Raw genomic sequence first — 25,736 nt, 5'->3', positions numbered from 1 at the left:
TCCCCTCGGGGAGCCGGGACCGGCGTGTTTTCCGGGGCGCCCGGTTCGCCGGATGCCCCGGATCGGTCAGGAGCGGCCGGCCGCTGAGAGCGCCTCGGCGGGGGAGGGGGCCGGGGTGCGCTCGGCGAGCGGGACGACCGGAAGCAGCGTCTGCTCGCCCAGGAACACCCGGCGCACGACGCGCTCCGCGGCGCGGCCGTCGTCGAAGTCGCAGTAGCGCTCCCGGAACGCCTTGCGCAGCCCGGCCGACCGCTGGCTCCGCCAGTCCTGCGAACCGAGGACCGAGGTGAGCTCCTCCTGGCTGGTCGCCACGGCTCCCGGCGGCTCGGCCATCAGGTCGAAGTAGGTGCCGCGCACGACCCGGTACGTGTCCCAGTCGTCGGCGTAGATCACGATCGGCCGGTCCAGGTTGGCGTAGTCGAACATCGCCGATGAGTAGTCCGTGACGAGGGCGTCCGCCGCGAGGTAGAGCTGCTCGACGTTCCCGTGCGCGGAGACGTCGATGATCCGGCCGCTGGCCTGGAGGTCGGCGAGGCGCCCGGTCGGCTTGTAGAAGTAGTGACCGCGCACCAGCAGGGTGACGTCCGGACCCAGCTCCTCCGCCAGCCTCGGCAGGTCGAGCCGCGGGGTGAAGGACTTCTGGTACTCGCGGTGGGTCGGCGCGTAGAGGAAGGCCGTCGAGCCGTCCGCCAGGCCGAGTTCGTGCCGGGCCCGTGAGACGTCCGCCGCGGTGGAGTTGAGCAGTACGTCGTTGCGCGGGTAGCCGGTCTCCAGCGAGGTGTACCGACAGGGGTAGACCCGCTCCCACACGGTGGTGGAGAACCGGTTGGCGGACAGGCTGTAGTCCCAGCGGTCGCACCGGCTGAGCAGCTTCTCCATGTCCATGCTGGTGGACGCGGGGAACTGGGCCTGGTCCAGCCCCATCGTCTTCAGCGGGGTGCCGTGATGGGTCTGCAGATGGATCTGGCCCTCGCGCTTGATCACGGTGTCGCCGAAGTTCACGTTGTTCGTCAGGTACTTCGCGCGGGCCATCACCGACCAGTACTCGCGGGACCCGACGACCACGGTGTCGACGCCCTTGGGGACCCGGTCGCGGTGCTCGGACCTGACCGCCCAGACCCGGCGCACGTCCGGGGCCAGCCGGCCCAGCTCCGCCTCGATGGCCGCGGGGTTGCAGGAGTAGCCGCGGCCCCAGTACGCGGAGAACACCGCGAGGTTCTCGTCCAGCGGCATGTGCAGCTGGGACTTGTAGAACATTCCCAGAGCGGCGCGCTTGGCCCGGCCGGCACGGGCCCGGCCGCCCAGCTGGGCCCGGTTGCGCACGTTGTTGACCCGGGTGACGCCGACCAGCGCCGGGTAGGAGTCGAGGCCCAGCAGCGCGTACTTGTAGCCCCGGCCGCCCAGCGGCCGCTCGAAGCCCTCCGGAAGGCGGCTCCGGTACTCCTTGGCCGCGCGGTGGAAGAACTCGGCCCGTGTGTTCTTCGGAAGCCGGCCGGGCTTCTCCAGGACGGTCAGGAAGTGGTCGACCATTTTCCTGAAGAGCGCCGGACGCCAGACATCGAGATCCGGCCGCGAGTCCAGATAGGCGAAAACCCGGTCGTACTGATCGAAGACATCGAAATGCTTGCGGCTGACCGTGCGGAGGATGTTCCCGCCCTCACGCCGCTGCCGGTACAGCACACAGGAGCGGTCGAGGACGGCGATGCTCCGCGCCGAGATCAGCGAGGAGTACGTCCACGGCGCGTCCTCGTAATACCCGGGCGGGAAGCGGAATCCGTGCCGGGCGACGAAGTCGCGGTGGTACGCCTTGTTCCACACGATCTGCAGCAGGTCCAGCAACTGCGGCCGGTCCGCCAGGGAGAAGACGGCGGGACCGCTCTCGTCCAGCAGCTCCGCGCGCTTGTTGCGCAGCAGCCGTCCGTCCCAGTAGGTGCGGGTGTAGTCGTAGATCAGGACGTCGGGGTCGTCCGTCGCGTCGAGGCGCGCCGCGATGGCCGCCAGCGAGCCCGGGGCCAGGGTGTCGTCGCTGTCGAGGAAGAGCAGATAGTCACCGGTCGCCTCGTCGATTCCCGCGTTGCGCGCGCGTCCCAGACCCACGTTCTCGGTGAGGTGGAGCACACGGATGCGGGCGTCGCGTTCCGCGTACGTGTCGAGGATCGCGCCGGAGCCGTCCGGTGAGCAGTCGTCGATGCCGATGATCTCGAAGTCGGTGAAGTCCTGCTGGAGCACGGAGTCGAGACACTCCCCGATGTACCCCTGCACGTTGTACGCAGGCACGATGAGTGTCAGTCGAGGCATCGTCCACCAGTCCAGAGAGCTGTCCGAGGGTCTGTGCGAGGAGTGCGGTGCACACCGTTGGACAGTGAGACGGCATCCGGCACCCGGACAGCGTAATTGATTGCTGTCAGCCGCCTTTGAACGGCGAGGTCCGGTCCGCCGGTCCGACGTGGTCTGCACGTAGGGTGAAGCGGACGGGTATGACCTCGGACAGGGAGACGCACGACATGACCTGGATGGTTACGGGTGGGGCGGGATACATCGGTGCGCATGTCGTGCGCGCGATGCTCGCGGGCGGTCAGCAGGTCGTCGTGTACGACGACCTGTCGACCGGGAACGCCGAGAGCGTGCCCTCCGGGGTGCCCCTGGTGACCGGCAGTGTTCTCGACCGTCAGGCACTGGACGCGGCGATCCGTGAACACGGCGTGACCGGCGTGGTGCACATCGCGGGCAAGAAGCAGGTCGGCGAGTCCGTCGAGCGTCCCCTCCACTACTACCGGGAGAACGTGACGGGTCTGGAGGTGCTGCTCGAGAGCATGGTCGACGCGGGTGTCGACCGGCTGGTGTTCTCCTCCTCCGCCGCCGTCTACGGCATGCCCGATGTCGACCTCGTCACCGAGGAGACCCCCTGCGCGCCGATGAGCCCGTACGGCGAGACCAAGCTCGTCGGCGAGTGGCTGATCCACGCCGCCGCCCGCGCCCACGGACTGCGCTGCGCCTCGCTCCGCTACTTCAACGTCGCCGGTGCGGCGTCGCCCGAACTCGCCGACGCCGGGGTGTTCAACCTCATCCCGATGGTCTTCGAGCGCCTCGAGGCCGGCGAGGGCCCGCGGATCTTCGGTGACGACTACGCGACGCCGGACGGCACCTGCGTCCGCGACTACATCCACGTCAAGGACATCGCCTCCGCCCACCTCGCCGCCGCGATCCGGCTCGACGCGGCCGAGCGGGGTACGGATCTCACCCTCAACATCGGCCGCGGTGAGGGCAGTTCCGTACGGGAGATGGTGGACCGGATCCTCAAGGTGACGGACAACGGGCACATGGCCCCCGAGGTGACCGCCCGCCGGGCCGGTGACCCGGCACGCGTGGTCGCCGGCGCCGACCGGATCCGCGCGGAACTGGGCTGGTCGGCCCGGTACGGCGTGGACGAGATGATCGACTCCGCCTGGCAGGGCTGGCGCCACCGTCACCCGTAGCGAGCGCGCGGACGCACGGCAGAGGCCCGGCACCACCCTTTTCGGGGGCGGCGCCGGGCCTCTGCCGTGCGTCGGCCGGGGCCTATCCCTCGGGTGTCGGCTCCAGCTGTTCCTCGTCGGCCGCCTCCGCCTCCTCCAGCGCTCCCCGCTGTGTCGGGATAGCCGCGAGCAGCCGGTTCGACATCCGTGCGCGGTGTTCGTCAGCCACCTCGCACAGCCCGATCGCCGCCTCGGCGAAGCGTGCCTGGGACGGCGGGTCCGAGGGGCCGAGGAGCTGGAGCTTCAGAGCGGCGCGGGCCGCGCCCAGCCCGTCGTTGCCGGGGTGGCGCACCGCGTCGAGAAGCGCGGCGACACCCGCCGCGTCCGGGGTCAGGATCGTCGCCGCGCCGACCGTCGGGAACGCGTCGCGGAAGAGGTCCTCGGGCATGTCGCTGGTGTTCGCCACGGCGTACGGCTTCTCGGCCGCCAGATAGTCCGTGACCACGCTCGACACATCGCTGATCAACAGGTCCGCCTCGTTGAAGCAGGCGTACAGCGCGGGCTGCGGGGTGGTGATGATCTGGTGTTCCGCCGCGGGGAGCGACGCCCAGTGGGCCGCCTCCCAGGCCGCGGTCGCCGCGGTGACGGCCTCGGCCCGGCCGGGTTCCGGCGTGCTCTGTACCAGCATGCGCTCCGCGTCGTCCGCGTCGTCCCGGAACGAGGCGTCGGTCAGCCTGTGCAGCTCCGAGGTCCGCCGGGCCAGTTCGGCAGCGGCCTGCGGACCGGGGCGCGGGCCGGTGCGGCCGCGGTTGGCCTCCTGGATCAGGGCCTGGATACGGTCGTTGGCGGCGCCGGCCAGGGGATCGACCGAGCCCGTCATCGGGTGCGGCTTGTAGAGCAGCCGGACGCCGGGGTCGGCGAGCAGTGCCCGGACGATGTTCTCGCCGGCCAGGATGACCGAGGTGTTCCCCGGATTGCCGTCCCAGCCCTCCCAGGTGGGGGCGTAGAGCACGGTCGTGTACGCACCGGTGGGCGGGCCCGTGTACGGGGTGATCGGGGCGAGCTGGGGGCGGCCGATCTCCACCACGTCGCGGTCCTCGATGCCGACGTCGGCCAGCGCGTAGCGTTCGCGCGCGGCCGGTCCGGCGACCCACACCTCGTCGTAGGCCTTCGCGTACGGATTGCAGCTGGAGAGCTTGTCGCTCTCGCCGTGGTTGACGAAGGCGTGTTTGATCGACGGTATCCGCAGGATCTGCGAGGTCTTGCCGGAGTTCGCGGGGTGGATCAGCAGCTTCAGGGTCGACTGCTCCAGGCGGAGCAACTGGGAGACCTTCGGGATGCACACGATGGGGATGTCCGTCGCACCGATCCGCTGCATCATGAAGCGCTCGCGCAGCACGATCAGCGGGCGGCCGTCGAGCCCGGCCAGCGCGTCGAGCCACATGTTGGCCTGGTACGCGGACGAGGCGCCGCCGGAGAAGTACATGCCGACGGTCGGCCGGTAGTCGGCGAGCCAGCCGTCGAACCAGTCCAGCACCTCCTCGGGCGACGACGGGCGGCGGCGCACCAGACACCACACCAGCCTGCCGAGCGAGACGGCGGCGAGAGCGGCCGACACCGCGATGCCCGCCGAGGCGAACTCCGGCTCGTCGCTCGCCGCCGTCACCAGCAGGCCCGCGGTCGCGGGCAGCCCGAACAGCAGCAGGCGCGGCCCGTGGCGGCGCGTCAGCAGTGAGGGCGGCGCCGGGGCGATCCGCAGCGCGGAGGCGTCGATGTTGCGGGTGAGCAGCGGCATGGTCCGCAGGGCGCGCACCCGGATCGCCGCCGCGTGGCCGGCCAAGTGGAGCGCGTAGAAGAAGAGCAGGCCGAGGACCAGGGGGAGATATTCCGTTTCCCGGTGGTACCCGCCCAGCCGGAGCAGCCCCACGATCAGCAGGAAGTCACAGGTCAGCCTCCGGACCATGACATCGGCCCGGACCTTGGCGAGCAGGGAGACCTGGCCGGGCCACCAGCGGTGCAGGGAGGCCTCGGCCAGGAGGTTGGCGGCCGTCGCCGCGATGAGCAGTGCGAGGTGCGGGACAACGGCTGCGGCGGCCTGAGCGGCGAAGGACGCGGTCAGTACGGCGATCGGGAGGACCTTCGCGGCGTACCGCAGGACCGGGGAGAGCAGTTGCACTGGGGGACTCCAAAGAGCGCGAGCGCTCACGTGCGCGGTGGGGCCGACGTGGCGGCACGGCCGGCCGGGCGACCGGTAGCTGACAGGCCGCCCGGTGGGCATGGGGGGTACAGAGGCCCCACCATATGAACGGCAGCCAGTCCGATCATGAGATGAAGGTGAAAGGTTTGTGAGAGTTTAGCGAATGGAAGCAACCGAGTTCCCGGTTGGCGAATTCGCGCGATGTGCCCACAAAAATACGAAATGTGCCGCACTGGTCACGGGGGTGTCGCTCCACATCCGGGGTGGCTGCGCCCGTAAACCAGTTCGGCGTGACGAAAGCGTGTTTCCGCGCCGGTGGGTCGGGCGGGCGCGAAAAGCGACAGGTGGTTACGGGCCACTGCCGCTTTTCGTCCGGATGTGTCGGTAAAGGGGCGTGAGGGCTGTTTCGCCACAGATGGGACGGTGAATCTAAGTATGGTCGCCCGACAGGTCGCAGCCGCGACAGGACCGCCATCTCATCGTGGGGGCAGATACAAAAGTGAAGGCTCTCGTACTTTCCGGTGGGGCGGGCACCCGGCTCCGTCCGATCACCCACACCTCGGCCAAACAACTGGTCCCGGTGGCGAACAAACCGGTGCTGTTCTACGGCCTGGAGGCCATCGCGGAAGCGGGCATCACCGAGGTCGGCATCATCGTGGGCGACACCGAGGAGGAGATCCGCGCGGCGGTCGGCGACGGTTCCCGGTTCGGCATCGACGTCACCTACATCCCGCAGTCCGAGCCGCTCGGCCTCGCGCACGCGGTCCTGATCGCCCAGCGCTTCCTGGGCGACGAGGATTTCGTCATGTACCTCGGGGACAACTTCATCATCGGCGGGATCGCCGGCCTGGTCGAGGGGTTCCGGGCGGACCGGCCCGACGCCCAGATCCTGCTGACCCAGGTGCCCGACCCGACCTCGTTCGGCGTCGCGGAGCTCGACGGCGAGGGCAGGGTGGTGGCCCTGGAGGAGAAGCCCAGGGAACCCAAGAGCGACCTGGCACTCGTCGGTGTCTACCTCTTCACCCGGGTCATCCACGAGGCGGTCCGCTCCATCCGCCCGTCCTGGCGCGGCGAGCTGGAGATCACCCACGCCATCCAGTGGCTGATCGACCAGGAGCGCGACGTCCGCTCCACCATGATCCGCGGGTACTGGAAGGACACCGGCAACGTCACCGACATGCTGGAGGTCAACCGGACCGTCCTGGAGACCATCGAACCGTGCACCGACGGCGCCCACGTCGACGACGAGAGCGAGATCATCGGCCGGGTACGGATCGAACAGGGCGCCCGGGTCACCCGCAGCCGGATCGTCGGCCCCGCCATCATCGGCGCCCGCTCCGTGATCAGCGACGCCTACGTCGGGCCGTTCACCTCGGTCGCCCAGGAGTGCCGGATCGAGGACAGCGAGATCGAGTACTCCATCGTCCTGCGGGGCGCCTCGATCGACGGCGTCCGCCGCGTCGAGGCCTCCCTCATCGGCCACGAGGTCGAGGTGACCCCCGCGCCCAGGAGCCCCTCCGCCCACCGCCTCGTCCTCGGCGACCACAGCAAGGTGCAGATCTCCTCATGACGACCCACATCCTGGTGACCGGCGGTGCCGGCTTCATCGGCTCGCACTACGTCCGTACGCTGCTGGGCCCGGACGGACCCGGTGACGTGGCCGTCACCGTGCTCGACAAGCTCACCTACGCGGGCAACCCGGCCAACCTCGACGAGGTCCGCGACCACCCGGGTTTCTCGTTCGTCCAGGGCGACATCTGTGACGCGGAACTGGTCGGCGGTCTCATGGCCGGGCACGACCAGGTGGTGCACTTCGCCGCCGAATCGCACGTGGACCGCTCCATCGACGGCGGCGCCACCTTCGTCCGCACCAACGTCGTGGGAACCCACACCCTCGTCCACGCCGCGCACCTGGCGGGCGTGGAGACCTTCGTGCACATCTCCACCGACGAGGTCTACGGATCGGTCGACGAAGGCTCCTGGACCGAGAGCGAACCCCTCGCACCCAACTCCCCGTACTCCGCCTCCAAGGCGTCGAGCGACCTGATCGCGCTCTCGTACCACCGCACCCACGGACTCGACGTACGGGTGACCCGCTGCTCCAACAACTACGGGCACCACCACTTCCCCGAGAAGGTCGTCCCGCTGTTCGTCACCCACCTGCTCCAGGGCCGGCCGGTCCCGCTGTACGGCGACGGCGCCCATGTCCGCGACTGGCTGCACATCGACGACCACGTCCAGGGCATCGAACTCGTCCGCACCCGGGGACGCGCGGGCGAGGTCTACAACATCGGCGGCGGCACCGAACTCTCCAACAAGGAACTCACCGGTCTGCTGCTGGAGGCCTGCGGCGCCGACTGGGACACCGACGTCACCTACGTCGAGGACCGCAAGGGCCACGACCGCCGCTACTCCGTGGACTGCACCAAGATCCGCGAGGAGCTCGGCTACGAGCCCCGCAAGGACTTCCGCACCGGCCTCGCCGAGACCGTGCGGTGGTACCGCGCGAACAGCGCCTGGTGGGAGCCGCTCAAGGAGAGGGCCGCACTGTGAGCCCCGTCTGGCTGGTCACCGGGGCCGCCGGAATGCTGGGCCAGGACCTGCTGGCCGCCCTCGCCCACGAGGACGTCACCGCCGTCGCGGCGGACCGCACCGCCCTGGACATCGCCGATCCGGCCCGCGTCCGGGAGACGTTCGCCGCCCACCGCCCCGCGGTCGTGGTCAACTGCGCCGCCTGGACCGCCGTCGACGACGCCGAGAGCCAGGAGGACGCCGCGCTGCGGGTCAACGGCACCGGCCCCGCGGTCCTCGCCGAGGCCTGCCGCGAGCACGGCACCGTCCTGCTCCACGTCTCCACCGACTACGTGTTCGCCGGGGACGGCGTCCGGCCGTACGGCGAGGACGCCCCCACCGGCCCGCGCAGCGCCTACGGACGCACCAAGCTCGCGGGCGAACGCGCCGTCCTGGAGACCCTCCCCGACACCGGCTACGTGGTGCGCACCGCCTGGCTGTACGGGGCCGGCGGCGGCAACTTCGTCCGGACGATGATCAGGCTGGAGGGCGTCAAGGACACCCTCGACGTGGTGGACGACCAGCGCGGCCAGCCCACCTGGACCGCCGACCTGGCCGGCCGGCTGGTCCGGCTCGGACGGGCCGCGCTCGACGGCACCGCCCCGGCGGGGGTCTACCACGGCACCAGCGGCGGCGAGACGACCTGGTTCGGCTTCTCCCGGGAGATCTTCCGGCTGCTCGGCGCCGACCCGGCCCGGGTCCGCCCGACCACCAGCGGGGCCTCGGTACGGCCCGCCCCCCGGCCGGCGTTCAGCGTGCTCGCGCACGACCGGTTCGCCGCGGCCGGGATCGAACCCATCCGGGACTGGCGCACAGCCCTGGGCGAGGCGTTCCCGGCGCTGCTCGCCGCGGAACGCCCCTGACCGGTTCCCCTGATCCGAGCCCCGGCCGTACGGGCGCCGGTCAGCCGCGGAACGCCCCTGACCGGTGCCCCTGATCTCAGCCCAGGCCCGGACGGGCGCCGCTCAGGGGATCAGTTCCCCGGCCCGGACGGGCGCCGGCTCACCCGCCCGCAGCCGCGCGTAGTACGCCTCGCACCGCGCGTACGAGGGAAGCAGTCCCTGCTCCTGCGCCTCGGCCAGCGAAGGGGCCGCCGCGTCCTTCCCCGACAGCAGCGGCGCGATGTCCCGCGGCCAGGCGATGCCCAGCTCCGCGTCGAGCGGATCGATGCCGTGCTCACGCGCGGGCGCGTAACCCTCCGAGCAGAGATACAGGACGCACGCGTCGTCCGTCAGCGCCATGAACGCGTGGCCGAGCCCCTCGGCGAGATAGACAGCCCGGTGACCGGTGTCGTCGAGACGGACCCCCTCCCACCGCTTGTACGTGGGCGAACCGGCCCGGATGTCCACGATCACGTCGAGCACCGCGCCGCGCACGCACTTCACGTACTTCGCCTGGCCCGGCGGCACATCGGCGAAGTGGATCCCGCGCAGCGTGCCCCGGGCGGAACGGGAGAAGTTGGCCTGCGCGAGCCCCAGCGAGTGCCCCGCCGCCGCATCGAGATCCGAGGCCCTGAACCACTCGTGGAAGCTGCCGCGGCCGTCCGTGATGACCTCGGGCTCGTGCACCCAGGCCCCTGGGATGGAGAGCTGGCGCATGCGATCACGTCCTTGTTCCTGGAGTTCCCGGAGTCCGTCGGCAGGGCTGCCGACATCTGCTGCAACGAGACGCGGAGCGCTCCGGACACGGAGCGGCACGGATCCGGATGAACCGGGGTCCACGGGGCGGAACGCACACGCGCCGATTCCGGCGCTCGCGTAGATTGCGGATTCCGGATCGAGGCCGAACCACGGGGGATACGCGTGTCAGGGGCAAGGCAGGGCGTCACGGAGGCCCGCAGGATCGTCGTCAAGGTCGGTTCCTCCTCCCTCACCACAGCCACCGGCGGACTCGACGCGGACCGCGTCGACGCGCTCGTCGATGTGCTCGCCAAGGTCCGCAGCGGCGGCGAGCGGGAGGTCGTCCTGGTCTCCAGCGGCGCCATCGCGGCCGGACTGGCCCCGCTCGGACTGCACCGCAGGCCCAAGGACCTGGCCAGGCAGCAGGCCGCCGCCAGCGTCGGCCAGGGACTGCTCGTCGCCCGCTACACCGCCTCCTTCGCCCGCTACGGCGTACGCGTCGGCCAGGTGCTGCTCACCAGCAACGACACCAGCCGCCGCGCCCACTACCGCAACGCCTACCGCACCCTCGACCAGCTCCTGGACATGGGCGCGCTGCCGGTCGTCAACGAGAACGACACCGTCGCCACCGACGAGATCCGGTTCGGCGACAACGACCGGCTCGCCGCGCTCGTCGCCCATCTGGTCCGTGCCGATCTGCTGGTCCTCCTCTCGGACGTGGACGGCCTCTACGACGGCGACCCGAGCATCCCCGGCACCACCCGCATCGCCGAGATCACCGGCCCCGCCGATCTGGCCGGGGTCAGCATCGGCAGCGCGGGCAAGGCGGGCGTCGGGACCGGGGGCATGGTCACCAAGGTCGAGGCCGCCCGGATCGCCACCGCCGCCGGTGTCCCGGTCGTGCTGACCTCGGCGAGCCACGCGGCGGACGCGCTGGCGGGCCGCGACACCGGTACCTACTTCCACCGCACCGGACGACGCACCACGGACCGGCTGCTGTGGCTCGCCCACGCCTCCACCCCGCAGGGCTCGCTGACCCTGGACGACGGTGCCGTGCGGGCGGTCGTCGAGCGCCACAGCTCGCTGCTGCCGGCCGGGATCGCCGCGGTCGAGGGCGAGTTCACCGCGGGCGACCCGGTGGAACTGCGCGATCCGCGCGGCCGGGCGGTGGCCCGCGGGCTCGTCAACTTCGACGCCAAGGAGATCCCGCAGCTCCTCGGCCGCTCCACCCGCGACCTGGCGCGCGAACTGGGCCCCGCCTACGAGCGCGAAGTCGTACACAGGGACGATCTTGTAATCCTTCACAGCTGACAAACACCTGAAACGGCTGAAAGTCCAGCCTTCGGGCGGAGACCTTCACGAAAACCGCCCCAAGCCGGGCCGCGGGCTGGTCCACTTTGTAGCAGGGACACTGCGGGGTACACAGCACAGCGACATATTCACAGGAGGCCGCCGGTGAGACGAGCGCGCCCGGGGGCGCCGCCCCGAGGAACGGGCGGCCGAGCCCTGACCAGCGTCGGAGCAGGGGCCGATTTCGACGGGAGGAGGGCCGCGGACCGGAGGGACGAGCGGACCACCGGGCCCGAGCAGACGCCGGTGGTGAGCCAGGAGCGCGTCCAGTCGAAGCTGTGGCACATCACGCTCTGCGTCTCGGGTGCGGAGATCCCGCTGAAGGAGGTCAGACGTGGCCTCGAGCAGCTCGCACACGACCACCCCTTCCTGCTGACCAGCCGGTATGCCAACGACCACGCGGAGATCCGCTACTGGGAAGAGGCCCGTGACCTGCACGACGCGGCGGCGGTCGCCCTGAGGTTGTGGGGGGAGCACCGCTCCAGCGCCGGTCTGCCGCCGTGGGAGATCGTCGGCCTGGAGGTCATCGACCGCGAGACGTACCACCAGCGCATCGCCGAGGGGTACGGGCCGCCCCCGGCGGCCCCGGTCGGTGTGCACCCGTACTGACCGGGCCGGGTGACGGCCGGCGGCTGTCTCGCATCACGGGATACGTGACGTATGCCCGCAGTGTGCGCACTACTCTGCGGGCATGACCACGCTTTCGCCGTACGACAACATGTCCCCGGTCGCCCAGGCCGCCTACCGGGCACGCTCCGCAGCCGCCGACATCGCGCCACTTCCGCGCGCGGCGAAGGACGACGCGCTGCTGGCGATCGCGGACGCGCTCGAAGTGCGGACGAGCGACATCATCGCGGCCAACGCCGAGGACGTGGCGCGCGCCCGCGAGGCCGGGACCAGTGAGTCGGTCGTCGACCGGCTCACCCTCAACCCCGAGCGGATCCGCGCCATCGCCGCCGATGTGCGGGACGTGGCGGCGCTGCCCGACCCGGTCGGCGAGGTGGTGCGCGGCTCGACGCTCCCCAACGGCATCGATCTGCGCCAGGTCCGGGTGCCGCTCGGCGTGGTCGGGATCATCTACGAGGCCCGGCCCAATGTGACGGTGGACGCGGCGGCGCTGTGCCTGAAGTCGGGCAACGCGGTGCTGCTGCGCGGTTCGTCCTCCGCCCACGCGTCCAACGAGGCGCTGGTCCGGGTACTGCGCGACGCGGTCGGCGGCTCCGGGCTGCCGGCCGACGCGGTGCAACTGGTGCCGGGCGAGAACCGTGACTCCGTCCGGGAGCTGATGCGGGCCCGCGGCCTGGTCGACGTGCTCATCCCGCGCGGCGGTGCCTCGCTGATCCGCACGGTCGTCGAGGAGTCCACCGTCCCGGTGATCGAGACCGGTACCGGCAACTGCCATGTGTACGTGGACGCGCAGACCGACCTCGACATGGCCGTCGCCATCCTGGTCAACTCCAAGGCGCAGCGCCCGAGCGTCTGCAACGCGGCCGAGACGCTCCTGGTCCACAAGGAGGTCGCCGGGGCGTTCCTGCCGCTGGCCCTGGACGCCCTGGCCGAGGCCGGTGTGACCGTGCACGGCGACGAACGGGTCATGGAGTACGCCGAGGGCTCCAAGGCCACCGTGGTGGCGGCGACGCCGGAGGACTGGGAGACCGAGTACCTCTCGTACGACATCGCGGCCGCCGTCGTGGAGTCGCTGGACGCGGCCGTGGCGCACATCCGGCTCTGGTCGTCCGGCCACACCGAGGCGATCGTGACCACTTCACAGGCCGCGGCCCGCCGTTTCACCCAGTTGGTGGATTCGACGACGGTGACCGTGAACGCCTCGACGCGTTTCACCGACGGCGGTCAGTTCGGCTTCGGCGCCGAGATCGGTATTTCCACGCAGAAGCTGCATGCCAGGGGTCCGATGGGGCTGCCGGAACTGACGTCCACGAAGTACATCGTGACCGGCGACGGCCATGTGAGGTGAGCTCCGGATGCACCGAATGTGCGGTCTCCCTGCCCAAAACGACCCTCCGGGGCTAGGCTGAAGCCGTGCCGGACGACGTGGGGGGCAGGCCGTTCCCGAACGGCTGGGAGCCCGACGACGACCGCGGGGGCGCGGACGAGGACTTCGCCTCCGTGGTGTTCGACGAGGACTTCGTACGGGCCGCCGCCTTCCACGAACCGACCGCTGTCGAGCGGTTGTTGGCGGCCGCCGAGGCGCGTGCCGAGGCGGAGGCCTTCCGGGCCCGGTCCGGCGGCGGACCACTGGACGACGAGCTCTACGAGGACGGCTACGGGCCGGGCGGTGCGTACGGCCGCGGAAGCGCCTACGACGACCGGCTCGGCGCGGACGACGACTACCACGACGACGGCCCCTACGGGCGCCACGGCGGCGCCCTGCGCCCCTATCGGGGAACCGCCCGCTGGCACCGGCCGGTGGCCTGGCTCCTGGCCCTGGTGATGGGCATGGGCATGGTCGCGCTGGCTTTCAGTGCCGTCTACCGCAACACCTCGGGCGACCGGCAGGACCAGGTCCCGCCGCCGGCCACGAGCGGAGTGGACAGCGCGCCGGCGCCCTCCGCCGCCCCGTCCGCCTCGGGCAGCTACCTCCGCCCGGTGGCCTCCACAGCCCCGCGCACGCCCTGACGAGGGCCGCTCCGGCTCTGCGCACGCCCTGCGGGGCCCGCCCCGGCTCTGTGCACGCCCTGCGGGGCCCCGCCCCGGCCCCATGACGTTCCGTCCCGTGGCGTGCCGGGGCTGTCCCTCGCCGGGGCCGTCCGGGGCTGTCCGGGTCTGCCCGGGGTCTGCCTGCGACCGTCGCGCGCCGGTCGCGCGCCGGGGCGGTTCTCCCGTCTCCGCGTTTACGTTCGCCGTAATCGACCTACTCTGAAGGTATGACCCCTCACCCGCTCGAAGAGGGGGCTCCTCACTTGCCCGCGCATGCCCCCGCATGACGGGCAGGCGCTGCTCAGGCCGTCCGGCCGGGGCGGGGGCGCACCGCACCGGCCTCCGGTCGGTGACGTGGAGTCGGGAGAAGTCATGGCACACCATGGAGATCCACCCGAAGGCCCGGCGGATAACAGCGCGAGCGGCGGTGAGGACGAGTACCGGTCACTCGTCTTCGACGAGTCCTTCGTCCGGGCTGCCCGGCTTCAGGAGTTCTCCGCCCAGGAGCGCATGGGGGAGCACGCCCACGCCGTACGGAGCCTGCCGGGCCGGACCTTCCGCACCGGCTCCCGGGCGGCGCTCGTCCTGGTCGTCCTGATCGCCCTGGCTTTCGGCACGGCCGTCTTCATGGGCTTTCGCCACCCCTATCAGGCCCCCGTCGCGAGACGGGCCGAGCCGTTGCGGATGACCTTCGTCCCCCTGGCGCCGCTCGGCGTCGTCCCTCCGGGCACCCCGGACGGCCTGTTCGCGAGCAGCCCCGCCGCCCACTACCCGACGGGTGCCGCAGGCATCAGTCCTCCGGTGGCCAGGCGGACGGACAACTTCTCGGAGAGCCAGGTGGTAGCCGCCCTGGCCACGGTCAAGAACTACCTGGTGGCCTCCTCGCTGGACCCGGACGTCCTTGGCGGCAACACGGTGCGGCCGGTGGAGTCGCTGCTCGACCCGGACCAGATGGTCCAGTTCGAGCGGAGCATGAACGAGCCGTACGACGACGGGCAGCACGCCGCGACCGGCTGGCTCGTGCGATTCGACCCGGCCGTGGTCGCCCCCGCCCCGGACATCCGGGTCCGGGGCACCCTGCGGTACGCGGAGGTGGGGGCCGACGCACTGGAGGTGATGTCGGACCACACCTTCACCTACGCGCTCCGCCCGGCCGTCTCGGGCCCCCAACAGGCCGATGGCGCGTCGCTGTTCACCGTACGGCGGGAGTTGCGCTTCCGGCTCGACCGGGAGGATCTGCGGCTGGGCCGACTGGAGGTGCGAACCAGCTACGTCCAGGCCGGACCGCAGTCCTGCACGGCCGACACCAGCGGTGCGCTGCGGCCTCTGCTCGCCGGTCGGCGAGCGGTCTCCCGGGGCCCGGCGGGCACCGACCCGTACGAGACGGGACGGCCCACCGCGGCGCTGTGCGGGACGCTGGAGATCAGTTCCCCGCCGGCCCGGACTCCTGCGGCCCCTCGGGGTCCTCAGGGCTCCGCGACTCCTGGGACCCCCGCGAGCCGTCCGTAGCGTCGCCCTTGCCGGCCCCGGCGCCGCCCCCGCCCCCGCCCCCGCCGGTGAACTTGTCACGGAGCTTGCCGCCCAGATCGCCGGCGCCGCCCGCGATGTCGCCGACCAGCTTCATCAGTGGGTCCTTGCTGCTGCGTACCGAATCGGCGTAGTGCGAGGCGGATTCCTTGAAGGAGTCCGTGACCGAGGTGTCCTTGTCGTCGTCACGACGCGGGTAGTGCCCGTCCATGATCCGCTGGTAGTCGCGGGTCTCGGACCACTTCTTCAGCTCTGCCGCGCGCACCGTGGTGAAGGGGTGCGTACGGGGCAGCATATTGAGGATCTTGAGCACGGAATCGCGCAGGTCGCCGCCCTTCTCGTACTCGTCGGCCTGGGCGAGGAAGGCGTCTACGTTCATCTCGTGGAGGTGGTTGCCTCCGGCGATCTTCATGAGCCCGCGCATCGAGGCCTTCAGATCCTGGCCGACCAGCAGACCGGCCCGGTCGGCGGACAGCTCCGACTTGCGGAACCACTCGCGCAGCGCCGTCACGATCGCCATGATCGCCACGTTGCCGAGCGGGATCCAGGCCACCTTCAGGGCGAGACCGGTGAGGAAGAGCAGGATCGTGCGGTACACGGCGTGACCGGAGAGGGCGTGCCCCACCTCGTGGCCGACGACCGCCCGCATCTCCTCCTCGTCCAGCAGCTCCACCAGGCCCGTCGTCACCACGATGATCGGCTCGTCGAGACCGATGCACATGGCGTTGGGCCGGGGGTCCTGGGTGACATACATCGGCGGGACCTTCTCCAGGTCCAGGATGTAACAGGCGTCCCGCAGCATGCTGTTGAGATGGGCGAACTGGGCGTCGCTCACCCGGACGGAGTCCGACAGGAAGAGCAGCCGCAGACTGCGCTCGGGCAACAGGCCGCTCAGCGCCTTGAAGACGGTGTCGAAACCGCTCAGCTTCCGCAGGGCGACCAGGGCCGAGCGGTCCGCCGGGTGCTCGTAGGCCCGGGAGGAGATTCCCGGGAAACGCCTGCGCTGCCTGCTCGGCACGTTCTCGTGACTCTCGTGGCTGCTTTCGGTCATGAATGGGCCCCCTGTTCGTACGAGACGTCGCTCGCCCCCTGACAAATCCCAGCGTAGGTGCTGGAGCTACGGTGTGCGGGGGGCTGTGGATAACTGAGGAGACGCCCGACATGCCGCACACCGTTGCTCTGTTCGCCGCCGCATCCGAAGAGCAGGGACCGGGCAACACGCTCCGTATCGTGCTGCTCGTCTCGCTCGTCGGAGCAGCACTGCTGGCGTGGTTCCTGCTGCGCGGATACCGCAACGACGACAACAACGACTGAGTCGGCGTGAGCGTGCCCAGGGCGCCCGCATACGATGTCCGCGACGTCTCCCCTCCGACTCCCGATCGATAGGTCCTGCCGAAGATGAGCCTCACGAGCACCGCACACCAGCTGGTCACCGTCGCCGCCGAGGGCGCCGAGCACGGCGGCAATCACGAAAGTCTCAACCCGCTCCTCGTCGGTGGCGGTGCGTTTGTCGCGCTTCTCCTCCTTCTGTGGATCACCACGCGCTTCAACCGCGACCGCTGAGGCCGAGGCGTACAGCTGTGCCAGTAGGCTCTGCACGCATGGGAGAGCAGGAAGTGCCTACCGGCCGTGGAAAACGCCGAATTGGCGTGATGGGCGGGACATTTGACCCGATTCATCATGGACACCTGGTGGCGGCCAGTGAAGTGGCCGCCCAGTTCCACCTCGACGAGGTGGTCTTCGTCCCGACCGGGCAGCCGTGGCAGAAGAGCCACAAGCACGTGTCCGCGGCCGAGGACCGGTATCTGATGACGGTCATCGCGACTGCGTCGAACCCGCAGTTCTCGGTCAGCCGGAGCGATATCGACCGCAAGGGTCCCACCTACACGATCGACACGCTGCGGGATCTGCGCGCGGTCCACGGGGACGCGGACCTCTTCTTCATCACCGGCGCCGACGCGCTTTCCCAGATCCTCACCTGGCGGGACGCCGACGAGCTTTTCTCGCTGTCCCACTTCATCGGTGTGACGCGGCCGGGGCATGTGCTCACGGACGTCGGTCTGCCGGAGGGCGGCGTCTCTCTCGTGGAGGTTCCCGCGCTGGCGATCTCCTCCACAGACTGTCGAGGGAGGGTCGCCGAGGGCGATCCGGTCTGGTACCTGGTGCCGGACGGTGTGGTCCGCTACATCGACAAGCGCCAGCTTTACCGCGGCGAATGAGCCACGGAGAGGGGCACCGGTGAACGACCGACAGAATCCGTACGACCCGTACTACCAGCAGCCACAGATCGTCGGCTACGACGAGTACGGGCAGCCGGTGTATCAGCAGCAGCCCGGACAGCAGCAGTACGACCCTTACGGGCAGCAGCAGCAGCAGCAGGTACAGCAGCCCCAGCAATACCCCGGGCAGCAGGCACCCCAGACGGATCAGGGTTACGGCTACGACCCGTACGCACAGCAGCAACAGCAACAGCAGCAACAACAGCAGGCCCCGCCTCCGCAGCAGTACGACCCGTACGCCGCCCAGCAACACCAGCCTCAGCAGGCCCAGCCCGCGCAGCAGGGATACGGCTACGACGGCTACGGCTACGACACCGGGCAGCAGCCCGCCGCGGTGGACACCGCCCAGCAGTGGACCGTCCCGCAACAGACCCAGCCACCCGCGCCCGCTCCCACGCCTGTCCCGCCGCAGCGGGACCCCGGTCCGGCACCGGAGGCCGAGTCGGAGGCAGTCGTCCCGGGGCAGCGTCGTGGCGACCGCGACTACGGCACCGAGCAGTTCTCCTTCATCGAGGAGCCCGACGAGGACTCCGAAGACGTCATCGACTGGCTCAAGTTCACCGAGAGCCGCAGTGAGCGCCGCGAGGAAGCACGCCGCCGAGGCCACAACCGGATGGTCGCGCTGATCGTCGTGGTGGCCCTGGTCGTGGTCGGCGGGGTCGGTTACCTGTGGTCCGCGGGCAAGCTCCCCGGTTTCTCCGCCTCGGAGGAGGAGGGCACCGCGTCGACCGGTCCGCAGCGGCGGGACGTCATCGTGGTCCATCTCCACAACACCAAGGGCGGCGATACGTCCACGGCGCTGCTCGTCGACAACGTCACCACCAAGCAGGGAGCCACGGTCCTGCTCCCCAACTCCCTCGCCGTCGCCGACGAGGACGGCAACACGAGCACGCTCGGCAAGTCGGTCGAGGACGACGGCACCACCGGCACCCGCGAGTCCATCGACACACTGCTCGGCACCGAGATCAGCGGTACCTGGCGGCTGGACACCCCGTATCTGGAGAACCTCGTCGACCTCGTCGGCAACATCGATGTCGACACCGACACCGACGTGCCCGACGCCAAGAAGGGGGCCTCGCCCCTGGTGAAGAAGGGCAAGGCGCAGACGCTCAGCGGTCCGATGGCCGTCGCGTACGCCACCTACCGCGGCTCCGGCGAGGCCGAGGCGAAGCAGCTGATGCGCTTCGGGCAGGTCATCCGCGGGGTGCTGCGGAAGATCTCGGACGACCCGAAGTCCGCCACCATCACCGTGCAGACGCTGGCCCAGATCCTTGACCCGTCGCTCCGTGAGGAGGACCTCGGCGCCTCCCTGGCCAAGCTCGCCAAGCACGCCAAGGTCGGTGACTACAAGACGGCGCTGCTGCCGGTCCAGGGGGACGGCAGCCTCACGGACGCGGCCACGGACAGCGTCGTCAAGGACATCCTGGGCGGCACGGTCAAGGCCCCGGCGGCGGACGCGGCGGTGCGGGTCGCCATCAAGAACGCCACCGGCAACGAGGGCGGCACCGAGTCCGCCCGGATCAAGCTGGTCAACGGCGGCTATGCCTTCGTCAACGGCGGGAAGTCCGACCCTGTGGCCTCCTCCGAGATCATCTACAAGGACGCCGCGGACAAGGAGAAGGCGACCCAGGTCGCCAAGACCCTCGATCTGCCGACGAGTGCGGTGAAGCGGGGCGAGCCGGCCGGGAACGCGGCTGTGTCCGTCGTCATCGGACAGAACTACAAAATCGACTAGGCCGACTGGGCCGGCCCGATCGACTGGGCCGGCTGGATCGACACGGCCGACATGATCGGCTGCGGGGTGGTTTCGGGATGGTTCCGGAGCCGCCCCGCAGCCGTTCCGGGGCCGCGTCGCAGCGGTCCCGGGGCCGTCGCGGGGTGGCTTCGGGCGACGCCTGAACGATCTTCGAACAATGGCTGTGTGGGCTGTCGGCGGTCCGTGAGACCCTAGAGGTCGATCTGCCCGCCGACGAAAGCCTGCTTGTGACCGCCACGGACCGCTCCATCGAGCTCATCAACGCTGCCGCTCAGGCGGCCGCCGACCGGCTCGCGCACGACATCATTGCGTACGACGTCAGCGATGTGCTGTCGATCACGGACGCCTTCCTGCTGGCTTCGGCCCCCAACGACCGCCAGGTCAAGTCGATCGTCGACGAGATCGAGGAGCAGCTCCAGAAGGAGCTCGGCGTCAAGCCGGTCCGCCGTGAGGGCGACCGCGACGCACGCTGGATCCTCCTCGACTACGTCGACATCGTCATCCATGTCCAGCACAGCGAGGAGCGCGTTTTCTACGCGCTGGAGCGCCTCTGGAAGGACTGCCCCGAGATCGCTCTGCCCGAGGACGCCGTGAAGACCCGCGGCAAGGCCGAGGAGCACGCACAGCTCACCGGCGGCACGGAAGGTGACCACAGCTGAACGGCAGCGGAAGCGGCAGGGGCCGCAGGATCGTCCTCTGGCGACACGGCCAGACGGCGTGGAACCTGGAACGCCGGTTCCAGGGTTCCACGGACATCGAGCTGACCGAGGTCGGCGTCGGGCAGGCCCGTCGGGCCGCCCGGCTGCTCGCCTCGCTGAAGCCGGACGCGATCGTCGCCTCCGATCTGCGCAGGGCCGCGGCCACGGCCGCCGAGCTCGCCGCGGTCACCGGCCTCGGCATCGCGCACGACCCCGGTCTGCGTGAGACCTACGCGGGCGCTTGGCAGGGCCTCACCCACGAGGAGATCGTGGGCCGGTTCGGCGAGCAGTACGCGGCCTGGAAGCGCGGTGAGCCGGTGCGGCGCGGCGGCGGTGAGCTGGAGACCGAGGTCGCCGACCGGGCCGCGCCTGTGGTGCTCGAACACGCCGACAAGCTGCCCGACGACGGCACGCTCGTCGTCGTCAGCCACGGCGGCACCATCCGGACCACCATCGGCCGGCTGCTGGGCCTGGAGTCGCATCACTGGGAAGGGCTCGGCGGGCTGACCAACTGCTGTTGGTCGGTGCTGGGCGAGGGCGCTCGCGGCTGGCGTCTGCTGGAGCACAACGCGGGCACCCTGCCCGAGCCGGTGCTCGGCGACGACGACTGAACGGTCGACCGCTCAGTGCCCGGACGGCGCGTTCGCGCGGCATCGGCCGGATTTCACTTTCCGGCTGGTCACAGGCTAAAGTTCTTCTTGTTCGCAGCGCGGAAACGCAGGGAAACACAGCGAACAGCGGGGCTATAGCTCAGTTGGTAGAGCGCCTGCATGGCATGCAGGAGGTCAGGAGTTCAATTCTCCTTAGCTCCACAATCAAGATCCCGTCCCCGTCAGGGGGCGGGATCTTTTTGTCGGCGGCCGCACAGCATCGTCATCTGCCGTTCGCTCTCCCGGTCGGCCGGGGTGCAGGCGACGATCCGGCACTCCGGCAGCCCGTTGACGGAGAGGGACACCGACGTCATCCGTCTCTGGTGGCGACCCTGCGGGGCGGCTATGGGCGTCATACGGGCGAGCCCGCCCGGGAGACGTTCGTCGCGGACCTCTCCGCAGCGAGCCCGCACTTCGGCCAGCCGTGGCGCAAGCTGGGCGCCTGCGCGGCGGTGCCGGCCACCGGTGCCGCGGCAGGGCAGGTGGTGGGCGGGGTGCTGGTCAGCGCGGATCTGTTCGGGACGGTCCGGCGGCCGGTCTCCCTGGTCAATCTGCCGATCGGGCTGGTTCTGCCTCCTGATGCGCGACGGCGGCGACAGCGGCGGCGGGCTGTACATGGTCTTCGCCGTCGTCGGCGCGCGCATGGCGCTGGGCTTCAGTCCCACTCCTACGGGTGCCCTAGCGAACATACGACCGGAGGGCGCCGCCGATGCGAGCGGCGTGCTCGTCACCGTCACCCAACTCGGCCGGCTGATCGGCGTCGCGGGGTTCGGCACGTTCTGCCTCAACCGCCTTGATTCGCCGGGGACCCAGGGTTCGGGAGAGGCGTTGTGGGTAGGTGCTCTCGCACTGTCGGCGGCCACCGTCGTCGGTGTGTCGGCGGGTCTTGTGCGGCGTCGGCGGCCGACCGGATCTCGGCAGGGCTGACCCCCTTGCGGGGTCATGGCAGAATCGGACCGCCGGAGGGGGCGACGGACCGAACGGGAGGGAGTGCGCGATGCCTGCGAGTCGCCACGAGGTCCCGGACCTGCCCCCTGTTCCCGACGCCCGCCTGCGCGTCGGCAGTTCGCCCCGCGAGATCCGGCAGTCCGGCGGATCCGGCGGAATCCTTCACTTGTGCACGGCCCGCGGCCGCAGCCGGAGCTGACCCATGGGTGCACACAGGCGGAAGTGCGACTGGTGCGGCAGCGGTACGCCCATCGTCAGGGACATGGATCCGGTCAACCCGGACTACCAGTACTGGTGCGAGGAATGCGCGCGGGCGCTGGTCATAAAGGGCGACCCCATCGAGACCTACCGGGAGCTGGAGGGGGAGCCGATCTACGGCCGTCTGCTGGAGGAGCACTGCACGCTCAAGCGCTTCTACTCCTTCGCCACCGCCTGACCGGGCCCCGCCGATGAGGAGGAACCGGGCAGAGCGGAAAGGATTTGGTGGACGGCCGGGGTGACCGGTAATGTTCTCGATGTCGCCACGGGAGACCGGGCAGCACAACACGGGGCTATAGCTCAGTTGGTAGAGCGCCTGCATGGCATGCAGGAGGTCAGGAGTTCAATTCTCCTTAGCTCCACAGTGAAGATCGAGCAGCGGGTCATCCGAATTCGGATGACCCGCTGCTCGTTTGTGTCACGTCAACTGCGGCCGCTGCCGCAGACCGGTCGGCGTGCAGGGCCCGATCGGCCCCGCCGTACCGCCGAATCGGACGGGTCGCCATACGTTTCATGTCCCGCCGTGTCCACGGATCGGCGGCGCCCGGGTGGCCGCCGGGCCTGTGCGGTACCCTGGCGCCATGCGTGCCGTACGCCTTCTGCTTAGCGAGCCGCGCTGATCACTCCCGACCGGTGAGAATGCCTGGTCGGCATCGGCGCGGCGTCCCCTCCTGTGCGAGGGGATTTTTCGTTTCCGTAGACGCGTGTCCGTAGACGTGGGCGCCGGCAGATGACGATCGATGGAGCTTTGAGGATCATGAGCGAGACGAATTCCGCAGCCGACGTTGCTGCGCCGCACCGCTATACGGCAGCGATGGCCGCCGACATCGAGGCACGCTGGCAGGACTTCTGGGACGCCGAGGGCACCTACGAGGCACCCAACCCGAGCGGCGACCTGGCGGACAATCCGGAGCTGGCCGCCAAGCCGAAGAAATTCATCATGGACATGTTCCCGTACCCCTCGGGTGCGGGCCTGCACGTCGGCCACCCGCTGGGCTACATCGCCACCGATGTCTTCGCCCGTCACCAGCGGATGACCGGCCACAACGTCCTGCACACCCTGGGCTTCGACGCCTTCGGCCTGCCCGCGGAGCAGTACGCCGTACAGACCGGCACGCACCCGCGGCTGTCCACCGAGTCCAATATCGAGAACATGACGGCGCAGCTGCGCCGGCTGGGCCTGGGCCACGACAAGCGCCGCTCGTTCGCCACCATCGAGTCCGAGTACTACAAGTGGACCCAGTGGATCTTCCTGCAGATCTTCAACTCCTGGTACGACTCCGAGGCGGACCGCGCCCGGCCGATCGCCGAGCTGGTCGCCCAGTTCGAGAGCGGTGAGCGCCCGGCCCCGGACGGCCGTGACTGGAGCGCGCTGAGCGCGGTGGAGCGCGCCGATGTGCTGAGCGGCCACCGCCTGGCCTACGCCTCCGACGCGCCCGTCAACTGGTCGCCCGGCCTGGGTACCGTCCTGGCCAACGAGGAGGTCACGGCCGACGGCCGCTCCGAGCGCGGCAACTTCCCCGTCTTCAAGGCCAAGCTGCGCCAGTGGAACATGCGCATCACCGCCTACGCCGACCGGCTGCTGAACGACTTGGACGGGCTGGACTGGCCCGAGGCCATCAAGCTGCAGCAGCGCAACTGGATCGGCCGCTCCGAGGGCGCGCGGGTCGACTTCCCGGTCGACGGCGCCGGTGACATCACCGTGTTCACCACCCGCCAGGACACCCTGTTCGGCGCCACGTACATGGTGCTGGCGCCCGAGCACGAGTTGGTCGAGCGGATCATTCCGGCCGCCTGGCCCGAGGGCACCCACCCGGTCTGGACCGGCGGATACGCCTCCCCGGCGGAGGCCGTCACCGCCTACCGCAAGCAGGCCGCCGCCAAGTCCGACGTGGAGCGCCAGGCCGAGGCCAAGGACAAGACCGGCGTCTTCACCGGTGCGTACGCCACCAACCCCGTCACCGGCGAGCAGATCCCCGTCTTCATCGCCGACTACGTCCTGATGGGCTACGGCACCGGCGCGATCATGGCCGTGCCGGCGCACGACGCGCGCGACTTCGCCTTCGCGCGCGCCTTCGAGCTGCCGATGCGCTGTGTCGTCCAGCCGTCGGACGACCGCGGCACGGACGCCTCGACGTGGGAGGACGCCTTCGCCTCGTACGAAGCGAAGCTGGTCAACTCCGCGAACGACGAGATCTCCCTGGACGGCCTGGGTGTCGTCGACGCGAAGGCCCGCATCACCGACTGGCTGAAGGAGCACGGCGTCGGCGAGGGCACCGTCAACTTCCGGCTGCGCGACTGGCTGTTCAGCCGCCAGCGCTACTGGGGCGAGCCCTTCCCGATCGTGTACGACGAGGAGGGCATCGCCCACCCGCTGCCCGAGTCGATGCTGCCCCTGGAGCTGCCGGAGGTCGACGACTACTCGCCGCGCACCTTCGACCCGGACGACGCCGACACCCAGCCCGAGACCCCGCTGTCCCGCAACGCCGACTGGGTCAACGTCATGCTGGACCTGGGCGATGGGGCTGGCCTGCGAAGCTACCGCCGCGAGACCAACACCATGCCCAACTGGGCCGGTTCCTGCTGGTACGAGCTGCGCTACCTGGATCCGAACAACGCCGCCAAGCTGGTCGACCCGGCGATCGAGCAGTACTGGATGGGCCCGCGCGAGGGGCAGCCGACCGGTGGCGTCGACCTGTACGTGGGCGGTGCCGAGCACGCCGTACTGCACCTGCTGTACGCCCGCTTCTGGTCCAAGGTGCTGCACGACCTGGGCCACGTCTCCTCCACCGAGCCGTTCCACAAGCTGTACAACCAGGGCATGATCCAGGCGTTCGTCTACCGGGACAGCCGCGGTATCGCGGTCCCGGCGGCCGAGGTCGAGGAGCGTGACGGCGCGTACTACTACGAGGGCGAGAAGGTCTCCCGCGTCCTGGGCAAGATGGGCAAGTCCCTGAAGAACGCCGTGACGCCCGACGAGATCTGCGGCGAGTACGGTGCGGACACCCTGCGCCTGTACGAGATGGCGATGGGTCCCCTGGACGTGTCGCGCCCCTGGGACACGCGCGCGGTCGTCGGCCAGTACCGGCTGCTGCAGCGGCTGTGGCGCAATGTCGTCGACGAGGAGAGCGGTGAGGTCACCGTCGTTGACACCGAGCCCGGCGAGGACACGCTGCGTGCCCTGCACAAGGCGATCGACGGTGTCGGCGCGGACATGGCCGGCATGCGCTTCAACACGGCCATCGCCAAGGTCACCGAGCTGAACAACCATCTGACCAAGGCGGGCGGCCCGCTGCCGCGCTCCGTCGCGGAGCGGCTGGTGCTGCTGGTGGCGCCGCTGGCGCCGCACATCGCCGAGGAGCTGTGGCGCCGGCTGGGCCACACCGAATCGGTCGTGCACCAGGACTTCCCGGTGGCCGACCCGGCGTACGTCATCGACGAGACCGTGACCTGTGTGGTGCAGATCAAGGGCAAGGTCAGGGCGCGCCTGGAGATCTCCCCGTCGATCACGGACGAGGAGCTGGAGGCCCTGGCACTGGCAGACCCGGCGGTGGTCGCCGCGCTGGACGGGGCGGGCATCCGCAAGGTGATCGTCCGTGCGCCGAAGCTGGTGAACATCGTTCCGGCATGATCCGGACGAGAGGTTCTGGCAGCTGTTGTCAGGACCTTCAGGTGTGAGGGCTTTCCCCTACGGGCAGGTTGGGGGTTCCGATGGAACCCGCGGCCTGCCCGTTCCGTTTACGGTGGAGGGGCCGGTAAACATGTGTCGG

The 25,736-nt window shown here is 70.1% G+C and carries 23 protein-coding genes and 2 tRNA genes; 20 read left to right on the top strand and 5 right to left on the bottom strand.

Going from position 1 to position 25,736, the window contains the following annotated elements; translation table 11 throughout:
• Positions 1-66: 66 nt before the first annotated feature.
• A complete protein-coding gene (locus FHX80_RS07495; RefSeq protein WP_145763479.1) occupies positions 67-2,298 on the bottom strand; it encodes a bifunctional glycosyltransferase/CDP-glycerol:glycerophosphate glycerophosphotransferase in 2,232 nt (743 codons plus the stop codon).
• 206 nt (positions 2,299-2,504) lie between these two features.
• Between FHX80_RS07495 and galE the strand changes: the two genes are divergently transcribed.
• Positions 2,505-3,476, top strand: coding sequence for a UDP-glucose 4-epimerase GalE (galE, locus tag FHX80_RS07490; RefSeq protein WP_145763478.1), 972 nt, complete (start codon positions 2,505-2,507; stop codon positions 3,474-3,476).
• Positions 3,477-3,558: 82 nt separating this feature from the next.
• Here galE and FHX80_RS07485 read toward each other — a convergent pair whose 3' ends face one another.
• Positions 3,559-5,733: a hypothetical protein gene (locus tag FHX80_RS07485; RefSeq protein WP_425281677.1), complete on the bottom strand. Its 2,175-nt coding sequence runs from the start codon at positions 5,731-5,733 to the stop codon at positions 3,559-3,561.
• Between the two features lie 418 nt (positions 5,734-6,151).
• On the opposite strand from FHX80_RS07485, the gene FHX80_RS07480 reads away from it, so the two are divergent.
• The 3 genes from FHX80_RS07480 to rfbD are packed head-to-tail and all read left to right on the top strand — an operon-like array spanning position 6,152 to position 9,086.
• Positions 6,152-7,222 (top strand): glucose-1-phosphate thymidylyltransferase, encoded by a 1,071-nt coding sequence (locus FHX80_RS07480; RefSeq protein ID WP_145763477.1) that lies wholly within the window; start codon positions 6,152-6,154, stop codon positions 7,220-7,222.
• Positions 7,219-8,205: a dTDP-glucose 4,6-dehydratase gene (rfbB, locus tag FHX80_RS07475; protein WP_145763476.1), complete on the top strand. Its 987-nt coding sequence runs from the start codon at positions 7,219-7,221 to the stop codon at positions 8,203-8,205. Before FHX80_RS07480 ends, rfbB begins: the two co-directional genes overlap by 4 nt.
• Positions 8,202-9,086 carry a dTDP-4-dehydrorhamnose reductase gene (gene rfbD / locus FHX80_RS07470; protein WP_145763475.1) on the top strand — a complete coding sequence of 295 codons (885 nt, stop codon included), beginning with the start codon at positions 8,202-8,204 and terminating at the stop codon, positions 9,084-9,086. Before rfbB ends, rfbD begins: the two co-directional genes overlap by 4 nt.
• Positions 9,087-9,188: 102 nt before the next feature.
• Here rfbD and FHX80_RS07465 read toward each other — a convergent pair whose 3' ends face one another.
• Complete coding sequence (locus tag FHX80_RS07465) at positions 9,189-9,821, bottom strand: dTDP-4-dehydrorhamnose 3,5-epimerase family protein (protein ID WP_145763474.1); 633 nt, start codon at positions 9,819-9,821, stop codon at positions 9,189-9,191.
• A gap of 204 nt (positions 9,822-10,025) precedes the next feature.
• On the opposite strand from FHX80_RS07465, the gene proB reads away from it, so the two are divergent.
• The 5 genes from proB to FHX80_RS07440 all read left to right on the top strand — a co-directional run bounded on the left by proB (position 10,026) and on the right by FHX80_RS07440 (position 15,359).
• Positions 10,026-11,153, top strand: coding sequence for a glutamate 5-kinase (gene proB, locus FHX80_RS07460; RefSeq protein WP_145763473.1), 1,128 nt, complete (start codon positions 10,026-10,028; stop codon positions 11,151-11,153).
• A gap of 144 nt (positions 11,154-11,297) precedes the next feature.
• Entirely contained in the window at positions 11,298-11,801 is a 504-nt protein-coding gene (locus tag FHX80_RS07455) for a hypothetical protein (protein ID WP_145763472.1), read from the top strand.
• Between the two features lie 82 nt (positions 11,802-11,883).
• Positions 11,884-13,167: a glutamate-5-semialdehyde dehydrogenase gene (locus FHX80_RS07450; protein ID WP_145763471.1), complete on the top strand. Its 1,284-nt coding sequence runs from the start codon at positions 11,884-11,886 to the stop codon at positions 13,165-13,167.
• Between the two features lie 65 nt (positions 13,168-13,232).
• Complete coding sequence (locus FHX80_RS07445; protein WP_145763470.1) at positions 13,233-13,829, top strand: SCO2584 family spore wall biosynthesis protein; 597 nt, start codon at positions 13,233-13,235, stop codon at positions 13,827-13,829.
• A gap of 393 nt (positions 13,830-14,222) precedes the next feature.
• On the top strand, positions 14,223-15,359 hold the full coding sequence (locus tag FHX80_RS07440; RefSeq protein WP_145763469.1) for an SCO2583 family membrane protein: 1,137 nt from the start codon (positions 14,223-14,225) through the stop codon (positions 15,357-15,359).
• Here the strand turns inward: FHX80_RS07440 and FHX80_RS07435 are convergent.
• Positions 15,274-16,428, bottom strand: a complete 1,155-nt coding sequence (locus tag FHX80_RS07435; RefSeq protein WP_145763468.1) for a M48 family metallopeptidase — start codon at positions 16,426-16,428, stop codon at positions 15,274-15,276. The genes FHX80_RS07440 and FHX80_RS07435 overlap by 86 nt on opposite strands.
• A 110-nt stretch (positions 16,429-16,538) precedes the next feature.
• Here FHX80_RS07435 and FHX80_RS34630 point away from each other — a divergent pair, with 110 nt between their 5' ends.
• The 7 genes from FHX80_RS34630 to FHX80_RS07410 all read left to right on the top strand — a co-directional run bounded on the left by FHX80_RS34630 (position 16,539) and on the right by FHX80_RS07410 (position 20,922).
• A complete protein-coding gene (locus FHX80_RS34630) occupies positions 16,539-16,691 on the top strand; it encodes a hypothetical protein (RefSeq protein ID WP_167523380.1) in 153 nt (50 codons plus the stop codon).
• A gap of 84 nt (positions 16,692-16,775) precedes the next feature.
• Positions 16,776-16,940 (top strand): hypothetical protein, encoded by a 165-nt coding sequence (locus tag FHX80_RS34625; protein WP_167523379.1) that lies wholly within the window; start codon positions 16,776-16,778, stop codon positions 16,938-16,940.
• Between the two features lie 38 nt (positions 16,941-16,978).
• Positions 16,979-17,596: a nicotinate-nucleotide adenylyltransferase gene (gene nadD, locus FHX80_RS07430; protein WP_145763467.1), complete on the top strand. Its 618-nt coding sequence runs from the start codon at positions 16,979-16,981 to the stop codon at positions 17,594-17,596.
• 19 nt (positions 17,597-17,615) lie between these two features.
• Positions 17,616-19,391 carry an LCP family protein gene (locus FHX80_RS07425; RefSeq protein WP_145763466.1) on the top strand — a complete coding sequence of 592 codons (1,776 nt, stop codon included), beginning with the start codon at positions 17,616-17,618 and terminating at the stop codon, positions 19,389-19,391.
• 248 nt (positions 19,392-19,639) lie between these two features.
• Positions 19,640-20,071, top strand: coding sequence for a ribosome silencing factor (gene rsfS / locus FHX80_RS07420; RefSeq protein ID WP_145763465.1), 432 nt, complete (start codon positions 19,640-19,642; stop codon positions 20,069-20,071).
• Positions 20,068-20,721, top strand: coding sequence for a histidine phosphatase family protein (locus FHX80_RS07415; RefSeq protein ID WP_145763464.1), 654 nt, complete (start codon positions 20,068-20,070; stop codon positions 20,719-20,721). Before rsfS ends, FHX80_RS07415 begins: the two co-directional genes overlap by 4 nt.
• 128 nt (positions 20,722-20,849) lie before the next feature.
• A tRNA-Ala gene (locus FHX80_RS07410) sits at positions 20,850-20,922 on the top strand.
• Positions 20,923-20,942: 20 nt separating this feature from the next.
• On the opposite strand, the gene FHX80_RS35535 is transcribed toward FHX80_RS07410, so the two are convergent.
• Complete coding sequence (locus tag FHX80_RS35535) at positions 20,943-21,074, bottom strand: hypothetical protein (protein ID WP_375886501.1); 132 nt, start codon at positions 21,072-21,074, stop codon at positions 20,943-20,945.
• Between the two features lie 265 nt (positions 21,075-21,339).
• On the opposite strand from FHX80_RS35535, the gene FHX80_RS35530 reads away from it, so the two are divergent.
• The 4 genes from FHX80_RS35530 to leuS all read left to right on the top strand — a co-directional run bounded on the left by FHX80_RS35530 (position 21,340) and on the right by leuS (position 25,597).
• Positions 21,340-21,687: a hypothetical protein gene (locus tag FHX80_RS35530; protein WP_145763463.1), complete on the top strand. Its 348-nt coding sequence runs from the start codon at positions 21,340-21,342 to the stop codon at positions 21,685-21,687.
• A 223-nt stretch (positions 21,688-21,910) separates the two neighbouring features.
• The gene (locus FHX80_RS07390; protein ID WP_024494568.1) at positions 21,911-22,144 is read left to right on the top strand and encodes a hypothetical protein; all 234 of its coding nucleotides are present in this window, start codon (positions 21,911-21,913) and stop codon (positions 22,142-22,144) included.
• A 111-nt stretch (positions 22,145-22,255) separates the two neighbouring features.
• Positions 22,256-22,328: transfer RNA gene (locus FHX80_RS07385), tRNA-Ala, on the top strand.
• Between the two features lie 395 nt (positions 22,329-22,723).
• Positions 22,724-25,597 carry a leucine--tRNA ligase gene (gene leuS / locus FHX80_RS07380; protein WP_145763462.1) on the top strand — a complete coding sequence of 958 codons (2,874 nt, stop codon included), beginning with the start codon at positions 22,724-22,726 and terminating at the stop codon, positions 25,595-25,597.
• The last annotated feature ends 139 nt before the right edge of the window (positions 25,598-25,736 follow it).

It is taken from the genome of Streptomyces brevispora (genome assembly GCF_007829885.1).
GTDB classification, from domain to species: domain Bacteria; phylum Actinomycetota; class Actinomycetes; order Streptomycetales; family Streptomycetaceae; genus Streptomyces; species Streptomyces brevispora.
This window is presented reverse-complemented; position numbering and strand designations above follow the sequence as displayed.